At 45.9% G+C, this 8,229-nt stretch carries 11 protein-coding genes; 4 read left to right on the top strand and 7 right to left on the bottom strand.

Annotation, left to right across the window (positions count from 1 at the left end; translation table 11 throughout):
• The 7 genes from QUA38_RS25690 to QUA38_RS25660 all read right to left on the bottom strand — a co-directional run.
• Nucleotides 1–2,196, bottom strand: a 2,196-nt coding sequence (locus QUA38_RS25690; protein ID WP_333166917.1) for a PAS domain S-box protein, incomplete at its 3' end; no start/stop codon positions are given.
• 202 nt (nt 2,197–2,398) lie between these two features.
• Entirely contained in the window at nt 2,399–2,800 is a 402-nt protein-coding gene (locus QUA38_RS25685; protein WP_015178455.1) for a fasciclin domain-containing protein, read from the bottom strand.
• Nucleotides 2,801–3,107: 307 nt separating this feature from the next.
• Entirely contained in the window at nt 3,108–3,548 is a 441-nt protein-coding gene (locus QUA38_RS25680; RefSeq protein WP_333166915.1) for a hypothetical protein, read from the bottom strand.
• Nucleotides 3,549–3,606: 58 nt separating this feature from the next.
• A complete protein-coding gene (locus QUA38_RS25675) occupies nt 3,607–3,822 on the bottom strand; it encodes a hypothetical protein (RefSeq protein ID WP_333166913.1) in 216 nt (71 codons plus the stop codon).
• A gap of 313 nt (nt 3,823–4,135) precedes the next feature.
• Nucleotides 4,136–4,576: an Hsp20/alpha crystallin family protein gene (locus QUA38_RS25670; protein ID WP_333166911.1), complete on the bottom strand. Its 441-nt coding sequence runs from the start codon at nt 4,574–4,576 to the stop codon at nt 4,136–4,138.
• 14 nt (nt 4,577–4,590) lie between these two features.
• The gene (locus QUA38_RS25665; protein ID WP_333166909.1) at nt 4,591–4,803 is read right to left on the bottom strand and encodes a hypothetical protein; all 213 of its coding nucleotides are present in this window, start codon (nt 4,801–4,803) and stop codon (nt 4,591–4,593) included.
• A gap of 26 nt (nt 4,804–4,829) precedes the next feature.
• Nucleotides 4,830–5,117, bottom strand: a complete 288-nt coding sequence (locus tag QUA38_RS25660; RefSeq protein WP_333073045.1) for a hypothetical protein — start codon at nt 5,115–5,117, stop codon at nt 4,830–4,832.
• A 185-nt stretch (nt 5,118–5,302) separates the two neighbouring features.
• Here QUA38_RS25660 and QUA38_RS25655 point away from each other — a divergent pair, with 185 nt between their 5' ends.
• The 4 genes from QUA38_RS25655 to QUA38_RS25640 form a co-directional block, all read left to right on the top strand.
• Nucleotides 5,303–6,097 (top strand): MlaE family lipid ABC transporter permease subunit, encoded by a 795-nt coding sequence (locus QUA38_RS25655; protein ID WP_333098473.1) that lies wholly within the window; start codon nt 5,303–5,305, stop codon nt 6,095–6,097.
• Nucleotides 6,098–6,160: 63 nt separating this feature from the next.
• Nucleotides 6,161–6,553, top strand: a complete 393-nt coding sequence (locus tag QUA38_RS25650; protein ID WP_333098475.1) for a DUF3119 family protein — start codon at nt 6,161–6,163, stop codon at nt 6,551–6,553.
• Between the two features lie 58 nt (nt 6,554–6,611).
• Nucleotides 6,612–7,943, top strand: a complete 1,332-nt coding sequence (locus QUA38_RS25645; RefSeq protein ID WP_333166908.1) for a DUF3086 domain-containing protein — start codon at nt 6,612–6,614, stop codon at nt 7,941–7,943.
• A 113-nt stretch (nt 7,944–8,056) separates the two neighbouring features.
• A partial coding sequence (locus tag QUA38_RS25640) for a glycerol-3-phosphate acyltransferase (RefSeq protein ID WP_333166919.1) occupies nt 8,057–8,229 on the top strand: 173 nt, incomplete at its 3' end.

The raw sequence follows: 8,229 nt of genomic DNA, 5'->3' as shown, positions 1-8,229 counted from the left end.
CCATATCTCCGTATAAAGCACTGCCGAAAGATTCTCTACACCCACCAGTTTTCGTCCGGCTTCGTTGACAAACAGTGTTTTGCCTTTCAGGGTAGCCATACCGATAAAATCGCTGCTGTTTTCAATCAGCGACACAAATTTTTGCCGTTCTTCTTCTCCCTTTTTGCGTTCGGTAATGTCGCGCTTGACGCAGACGTGACAAATTACATCATTGGCGTTGTTAATCACAGAGTATGCCGCAACGTCGATCGCCAGCGTTTTGCCTTTTTTAGTGCAGTTAGTAATTTCGCCCCGAAAACTTCCTGTTTTCGCTAAACTTTGGGCAATTGCCGAAAAACGCTCCCCCGCAACCAGTGGCGAAGCTTCTGCTTCTAATTCCGCGTCTGTGTATTCTAGAAGCGTTTGGTGAGCAAGATTTTGTTCCAGGAAAAACCCGTCAGCATCGATAATGACGATCGCATCGTTGGAGTTTAAAAATATTTGTCGGTAAAGTTTTAGTTTTTCCTCAGCTCGCTTGCGTTCGGTGATGTCTCTTTTGACGCTTACGTAACAAACTACATCCCCTGCATCATTTAGAACCGCAAAAGCCGAAAGCTCCACCTCAACTATTCCTTCTTGCGCAGCCTTAATACAGGTCATTTCGCCTCGGTAACTCCCTGTTTCTGCCAAGCTTTGCAGTACCGACGCAAATGCCTGTTCTCCCATCTGATTTGCAGGGGTTTTTCCCCACAATTTGGACGAACTGTAACCCAGCAAAGCCGTGTGAGCTTGATTTATTTCTAAGTAATAGCCTTGGGGGTCTAAGATCGCGATCGCATCGTTGGATTTCAAAAAGATTTGTTGATAAAGTTGCAGCTTCCGTTCAGCTTGTTTCCGGGCGCTAATATCCGTGAACAAGCCGTAGTAAACTATCTCTCCCGATGCTTGCAATTCTGGCTGGGAAGCTCCTTGTACCCATTTAAGTTTTCCTGATGGAGTGACAATTCTTCCTTCCCACCGCCAAGGCTGCAAATTTTCAGCAGAAAGCGTCACCGAGTTGAGAAAATCATCTCGATCTTCGGGATGAATCATGTCAACAATTACATTAAAATCCTGCTGAGCCACCTCTGGTTCTATTTCATACAATTCCCGGCAGCCTGCACTAACAAACGAGAATGCCATCGAGCCGTCTGGACGCAAGTCAATTTGATATACCGTACCGGGTACGCTAGCAGTAATTTTTTGCAGTTTGGCTTGGCTTTGATTCCTCGCTTCATCTGTGACCTGCAATTGACCAATCTCTCTAGAAAAACCCAAAACCCCAAATATATTACCCTCTGCATCGCATAGCGGCACTTTTTGCGTGTCCAAGATGTGCTGTTTTGCACCTTCAAAGAGGATGACTTGGTAGGGATTGCGAACCCTCTCCCCAGCCAGCACAGCTCGATCTTCCTCGCGGATGCCCCTAATTTGGCCGTTGCCATCGCCAAATACTAATTCGGCTGAAAACCCTAATTCAATATCATCTTTGCCGATAATTTCCTCAACATTTTTCCCCACATATTCAGCAAAACTTTTATTTACAAAAATGTATCTAAAGTTTCTATCTTTCGCAAAAACTCCGTCCGGGGCCTCGTCCATTACAGCCCGCAACAATAGTTCTTGACTTTCCGAATCCAGAGCAAAATTATTTTGAATTTTATCCTTGACACTGCTCTTTTTACGTGCTAAGGTTATTAACTGTTTTGCACAAATTTGAGCGACCGTGTAGAGCAAACAAAGATGTTCCAAATTAAAAGCATTTTCCTGCTCTGCACCGATGAAAAATACTCCCAACAATTCTTCAGTTTCATCCGAGTTGGCTGATGCCATCAAGACAGACTGAAACTGAGTAATTGGTGGGGGAGCGATGTTGTGCGCCCAGTCCCGATTGCCAGCAAGCCATTCACTGCGAGCAGCTTGCAAGCGCCCTTCAATTTCGGCTTTGGCGCTAGCACTTAACGGCTGTAAGTGTTCCAGGTATATTCGATCGTCCGGTAGCATCAAAATGGCGATCGCCTCTGTAGGAATCAGGCGATCGAGATGTGCTAGACACGCAGACCAAATTTCCTCAACACTGAGAGCGGCTTGAACTTTTGCAGTAAGTTCGTTGAGAACTTGCAGTTCCAAGGTACGCTGGCGGACTTGTGCTTTGAGGCTGGCGGCTAGGATTTGCATAGTGCTCACCAAACTGGTTTGCTTATATTATAATTATTGATTTTTAAACTTTTTCAAACAATCATCTTAAAATACATCCGCCGAAAAGACAACTTTTTTATATTGAAATTACCTTCAACCGATAAAAACAAGGGCGCGATCGGGAGCAAAGCGGCACCGCAAAGCACCTGCTTGGCTCCCGCAGCGAGATTAAACGGCGAAATTATCCCATTAAAATTACGTTATCGATCACATGGATCACACCGTTATCAGCTTCGATATCCGCAGCGACAACTGTAGCATTTTTCACCTCAAAACCGTCAGAACAATCAATTTTAATCGGCGAACCTTCCAAGGAAGTAACAAAGCCGAGTTTTGCCAAATCAGCTTTCATAAACTTACCGGAGACGACATGAAACATCAAAATCCTAGTCAGTTGGGGAACGTTCTGCACTAGGGTTGTGATAGTTCCCGGCGGCAATTTCGCAAAAGCATCGTCATTGGGTGCAAAGACAGTAAAAGGGCCCGGACTTTTGAGCGCGTCTACTAAATTAGCTACTTGCACGGCTGTTACCAGGGTTTGGAACGAACCCGCACCTACGGCAATATCAACAATATCAGGCATTGTGTTTTACCTCATCTGGGAAAAAAGTTCTATTAAGTATCGTAAACTGAGGCGGACAACAATACCTACTGTCTTTTTTGAAAAATTGGTAATTATTTTGTAGTCAGGACTTCAATCCTCACATTTTTGATGAGGACTTCACTCCTCACTACAAACCTAATAATATAGGACTTACGCATTGGGACCCAGAAACCGGGTTTTTTACGAAAATACTTCGTTAAAACCCGCAGATTAGGTAAAAAACCCAGTTTCGAGGAGTCGGAGTTCGTCCATCACTGTAATAGTTATTTTACACGACATAATATTACTAACGGCTTGGCAATTTAACCGCGCGGGGGTTTACAATTTCTACAATACTGCTGCTGGCGATTGTGATACCCCAATCCTCTGTTTCTGAATCTGCTACTTCAGGATTTAGGTTTTCTCCCTTTTGAATGCTAAAACTGCCGTACAAAATTGAAATTTCAAAAATGTCTGTAGTAATCACCGCAGGCTTGCGGTGTTCGGCATCGCCCAAAGAAATTCCGAAGAATTCAGCTTCCAGTTCGCCAACTGCCTCTTCATCGTGTACAGTCCAACTGATATCGCGACAGTCTTTGAATGCCAGGATATAAAGCAATCTTTCTTCTGGATTGTAGACGCATTCAATTAATACTTCGTTTCCCCATAAAGATACTTTGACATTTGTGATTAAAGATGTAAAACCACCCAATCCAAGCAAGTTATAGTCATCCTTCCAATCACTCATTTAATTTTTCTCCCGTATTGTGAGTACCTAGAATTAAATTACCAAATTCGTCTATCGTTCACAATAATTTACCATCTCTATCGAGACGCAAACCTTTGTTGAGATTTTTTCCATCTGATCCATATTTCGGTGCAGGCGTTCTAATCACTTCACCGTTAGGACGGATCATTACTCTTGACTTATCAAAAAATTTATATTCAACATAACCATCTCTAGTATTTCTGATTTCTGCACCCAAGCCGCGCAAAAAATCATCGATTTCTTGGCGAGTCATTCCGGTTAAGTCTCCAAACTCAGATGCAATTCCATTTCCTCCAACTCCCTGACTCGGCACGCAAGTCTCCTCACCAACCATTGCTTATGGGAGTTTAGCACGATTGGAGAATCGGAAGAAGGAAGTTCGGCAACGGATTCGCTTTCTGAGGATGTAACGGATGGATGAAAGAATGAAGAAGGAAAAAGGAAGAATCATTCGTCAAACTCCCAATGCCCAATTCCCAATGCCCAATTCCCAATGCCCAATTCCCAAAACAAATAGGGCGCGCACCGCACGCCCTATCTCTCAGAAATTAGCCAACAATTATTTATTAGCCGAGTTGAACTTTAACCACGCGGTTCTTTTCTGCTTCTGCTTTGGGTAAATTCAGGTGCAAAACTCCATTTTTGTACTCAGCTTGTACGCTGTCATTTTGAATCCTTGCCGGTAGGGGAATCACCCGGCGGAACGAACCGTAACGGAACTCAGAGCGAGTCATGCCTTTATCTTCAGTCTGAGTTTCGTGACGGCGTTCGCCGCTGATAGCAACAGCTTCTGCGGTTACTTGTACGTCCAAATCCTTAGCTTCCATGCCCGGAATTTCTAACTTAAGGTGGATGGCTTCGGGAGTTTCATCGAGTTCGGCGGCGGGTACAAAAGCAACACCGTTAGATGCGCGATCTGTTGTCGGTGACAAGCTATCAAACAACCGATTCATTTCTCGTTGCAAGGAGTCCATTTCCCGCAAAGGTTCCCAACGAATAAGTGCCATAACTAATACCTCGACTATCTGAAGTTTTGATGGTTGAGAAACACTTGACTCAACCTGTATTTAATATATTCCAGCTCCAGAAATAGGGGGAGTCGGTTTTCCGCAAAAAGGGCGATCGCATTTCCGAACATTCGCGATCGGTATTGTAAAATCATCCCCGGTGCGGGTATCCGAGCCAACCCGAACCCAGCAATTTTAGATTTTAGATTCGAGCCAGGAATTCCCATCTAATAATCTAAAATCGAAGATTCGATTAACTCCACCGCGAATGCTGATAAGAAGCGTAGGTATCAAACAAAGCACCCACCAAACCAAAAGTTAGGCCGATCACGAAAAAACCCTGGAGGGGGCAGCCGCTGCCGAAAGTAGCTAAGAACTGCAAAATCAGGTCTTCTCCAGAACGACCAACTCCTTGGAGAGCAGGGACGAAGCCGATCAGCGAAAAGCTAGTCAATCCCGCACCGATTAACAATAAGGGGGCGACAAAGCTCAACAGGCTGGTCAGCAGTAGAGAGCGAAGAAAATTGGGGAAAATGCTCATAAGAGTCAGTAAATTCAGCTAAACTGCCGAAAGGTACAAGCAAACAAAACTTGTCCTTTTCTACGATAGGCAGCGATCGCCCTCAGCGGCCAATTATGTCAAAAATCTTAAATCTTAGAGAAGAAAGTTGTTTAAGATTTGTAGATAGATTTCATTTTTGGCAGTTGTTCTACACTCGAAATCCCTTGAGCACAACTACACCATCGAGCCTCAGTTTGTGGAGTCAGCGGTTGCTGGCAGCAATTTTATTGGGCGGCCAAGTCATGCTGCACTTGCTGAAGGGCAAAATTCACCGCCGTAACACCCTCGACCAAATGGCAGCAGTCGGCCCGGAATCTCTGCTGATTGCTTTGCTGACTGCGGGTTTTGTCGGCATGGTATTTACTATTCAGGTGGCGAGGGAGTTTATTAACCTCGGTGCCGGCAATGTCGTCGGTGGCGTTTTGGCTTTGTCTTTGACTCGCGAACTCGGCCCCGTCTTAACAGCCGTCATCGTGACGGGACGGGTAGGTTCGGCTTTTGCAGCGGAAATCGGCACGATGCAGGTAACAGAACAGATAGATGCCCTGCTGATGCTCAGAACAGACCCGATCGACTATTTAGTAATTCCCCGCGTCCTTGCTTGCTGCTTGATGCTGCCAATTTTAACCATCATGTGTCTCGTCACCGGCATCGTCGGCGGACTGCTGATTGCTACGACAATGTACGGCATCTCTCAAAGCGTGTTTTTAGAATCAGTCCGCAATTTCCTGAGTCTGTGGGATATTTGCAGCGCGGCAATTAAGGCTTTTGTATTCGGTGGCTTGATTGCTGTAATCGGCACTAGCTGGGGTTTGACCACCACCGGCGGGGCAAAAGGCGTCGGTCAATCGACTACTACGGCTGTGGTGACGGCTTTACTTGCTATTTTTATTGTGAACTTTTTCCTGACTTGGCTGATGTTTCAGGGGACGGGCTCTAGCGTACTCAAAGGCTTGTAAGCTAGGAAACATATAAAATATGAATAATCGGCAACATTCGTTTACTACCCTTGATTTAAACCCGTGAATACCACTGCCTCTTCGACTGCGCCGACAAGTACGATCGAACTCGCTCCGAGTTATGCGATTCCCCTAGTCTTGGTACTGGCGGCCGTACCGCTGCTGTTCGTTCAGAAGTGGGTGAGTTTGCCGCTTTCTGTGTTCGGCTTGTTTCTGATGTACCAAGCCGCCACCCTCCGGCTGCAATTTACCCCAACAGATTTGGACATTTATCGAAAGTCCAACTTAATCCGCCGCTTTCCTTACCGAGAATGGCAAAATTGGCGGATATTTTGGCCCGCTGTGCCGATTTTGTTTTATTTCAAAGAAATTAACAGCATTCACTTTCTGCCGGTTCTGTTCGATCGTAAAATGCTACAGACCTGCTTAGAACAGCGCTGTCCCCGTCAAGACTAAAAAAGTTGTTAATTTTAAATTTTTAACTTTTCCATGCCCACGCCGAACAAAATTTCCCATGAATTCAGACGAATCTCCAACCCAAGAACCGCATTCACAACCAGCCGCCCCAAGCGGTGACGGCGAAGTCGATTTACCTGTGAATGAGACGGAGTACCCGCTTCCATCTCAAACAGAGGATTTGTGGCTCGACCAAAATGAACTGCCAGCCCAACTCCCGCCAGAAACAGACCCGCCACTGGGCGAGGAAGATGCCGAAATCGCCCAATTCGTGGACGAAGCAGGCGCAATCGCCCAAATTCCGCCCAACACCGACGATGGCGAATCAGAAAGTCCCATCGCTCAAATCGATCCTCCAACAGACTCCCAGCCAACAGCAACCGCAGAAACGGTAACGCCCATCCCAGAAAATGTTACCGAACAGTTGGCAGAGAGAGTCAAAGAATTGCAGCAGCAAGAACAAGCTTTGACAGAAAAAATTGCCACCTTGGAAGCCGACAAAGCCAATGCTATAGAAGCGTTGGGCCAGGCTCAAGCATCGATCGGGCGTTTGGTACAAGACGGCTTGATTCAACTAGATCAGCGCAAACAAGCGCTACAAATCGAAGTAGAAAAACTCGAACGCCGGCGCGATCGAATTCAAAAGGAAATGCGAACCACTTTTGCCGGCGTTTCCCAAGATTTAGCAATTCGAGTCCAAGGTTTCAAAGACTATCTAGTAGGCAGTTTGCAGGATTTGGCGGCCACCGCCGAACTCTTAGATTTGACGCCACCAGTGCAAGAGACATCCAAGCAAATTCCTGCTGAGGAGTCTCAATCCTCAGCACCAGTAAATCCCAAATTTGCCGAACAGGGATTTCAAGAACAAGCCAAACAAATTCGCCGCACCCTCGATCAATACCGCACTCTCCCGGACTACTACGGCCCGCCTTGGCAACTTCGCCGCACTTTTGAACCCATCCACGCGGAACGAGTTTCTAACTGGTTTTTCACCCAAGGAGGAAGGGGTGCTTTGCGGACTATGGGTTCGCGCTTGCAAAATATCTTGATTACTTCGACTATTATTTCTGTACTCAGAAGCGTATACGGTGGACGGGTGCGGACTTTGGTGCTCGCCAACAGTCCCGAACGTTTGGGAGAGTGGCGCCGGGGTTTGCAGGACTGTTTGGGCATTACTCGCAGCGATTTTGGCCCAGAACGGGGGATTATTATGTTTGAGTCTGCGGAGGCTTTGGCTCAAAAAGCCGATCGACTGGTGAAAGATGGCAAATTGCCACTAATTGTCATTGATGAAACTGAGGATTTAATTAATTTGTCAATCCTGCAATTTCCGTTATGGCTGGCATTTGCTGCCGATCCGCAAACTTTAATGGCTGCTAAGGATTTTTGATTGGCTAATTGGTAATTGCTAATTGCTAATTGCTAATTGCTAATTAGTAATTAGCAATTATGCTAGGGGAAAGGTGGCAAATTTTAAAAGTACACGAAATCTCAAAGTAAAAAATGACTAGTTGGATAATTTTAAATGGCGCACTGCTAATAGCAGCTTATCTGCTGGGTTCGATTCCGACGGGGTACGCCTTGGGGAAATGGATGTTGGGAATTGATATTCGACAGGTTGGTTCGGGTTCGACGGGTGCGACTAACGTACTGAGGACTTTGGGGAAGTGGCCGGG

Origin of the sequence: Microcoleus sp. Pol12B4 (assembly GCF_036701385.1) — a bacterium.
GTDB lineage: Bacteria > Cyanobacteriota > Cyanobacteriia > Cyanobacteriales > Microcoleaceae > Microcoleus.
Note: the sequence above shows the minus strand (reverse complement) of the source record. Positions and strands in the feature narration are given on the sequence as shown.

Excerpts from the sequence above, each read along its gene's own strand:
- QUA38_RS25665 (WP_333166909.1), bottom strand. The coding sequence starts at position 4,803 with ATGGGAATTCCTGGCTCGAATCTAAAATCTAAAATTGCTGGGTTCGGG.
- QUA38_RS25675 (WP_333166913.1), bottom strand. The coding sequence starts at position 3,822 with ATGACTCGCCAAGAAATCGATGATTTTTTGCGCGGCTTGGGTGCAGAA.
- QUA38_RS25680 (WP_333166915.1), bottom strand. The coding sequence starts at position 3,548 with ATGAGTGATTGGAAGGATGACTATAACTTGCTTGGATTGGGTGGTTTT.
- QUA38_RS25670 (WP_333166911.1), bottom strand. The coding sequence starts at position 4,576 with ATGGCACTTATTCGTTGGGAACCTTTGCGGGAAATGGACTCCTTGCAA.
- QUA38_RS25645 (WP_333166908.1), top strand. The coding sequence starts at position 6,612 with ATGAATTCAGACGAATCTCCAACCCAAGAACCGCATTCACAACCAGCC.
- QUA38_RS25660 (WP_333073045.1), bottom strand. The coding sequence starts at position 5,117 with ATGAGCATTTTCCCCAATTTTCTTCGCTCTCTACTGCTGACCAGCCTG.
- QUA38_RS25685 (WP_015178455.1), bottom strand. The coding sequence starts at position 2,800 with ATGCCTGATATTGTTGATATTGCCGTAGGTGCGGGTTCGTTCCAAACC.